The sequence below is a fragment of the Mesorhizobium sp. WSM4809 genome (assembly GCF_055811655.1).
This window is the reverse complement of sequence record NZ_JBVVQW010000063.1, coordinates 1-669: the sequence shown is the minus strand read 5'-3', so window position 1 is coordinate 669 and position 669 is coordinate 1. Positions and strand designations below refer to the sequence as shown.

At 65.3% G+C, this 669-nt stretch carries 1 pseudogene; it reads right to left on the bottom strand.

The features are described from left to right. Window positions 1-68: 68 nt before the first annotated feature. Window positions 69-669, bottom strand: a pseudogene (locus tag AC0L24_RS33855) (IS256 family transposase); the annotation flags it as partial.

Below are 669 nucleotides of genomic sequence, written 5' to 3'. Positions count from 1 at the left end.
GATCGTGTCCCAGGGAGTGGTGTAGCTGACGGCTTGGTCGCCGCGCTGTCCGGCAAGAGCCGGGCAGATCAGCGCGCCACGGCTGGCAGGCTGATCAGGGGATCATCGCTCATCTGGCTTATCGTTTCCAGAGTCATATATCTGGCGCGCTGCACGGCCCATTCATCGTTCTGTTCGAGCAGGATCGCGCCGACGAGGCGGACGATGGCGTCGTCGTTGGGGAAGATGCCGACAACCTCGGTGCGCCGCTTGATCTCGCCGTTGAGGCGCTCGATCGGATTGGTCGAGTGCAGTTTGGCGCGATGTTCCTTCGGGAAGATCATGTAGGCGAGCACGTCGGGCTCGGCGTCGTCCATGATTGTCGCCAGCTTCGGCACCTTGGGCCGGATCTGGTCGGCGACGGCGCGCCATTGTACGGACGCGGACTCGGGCGTTTCCTGGGCGAAGGCGGTGGCGATGAAGGCGGAGACGACCCTGCGGCCGCTCTTGCCGGCATGGGCCAGTACGTTCCTCATGAAGTGGACGCGGCAGCGCTGCCAGGTGGCGCACAGCACCTTGGTGACGGCCGCCTTGATGCCTTCATGGGGCATCGGAGACGACGAGCTTGACGCCGCGCAGGCCGCGACGGGTCAGCTTGCGCAGGAACTCCGTCCAGATCGGCTCGGCCTC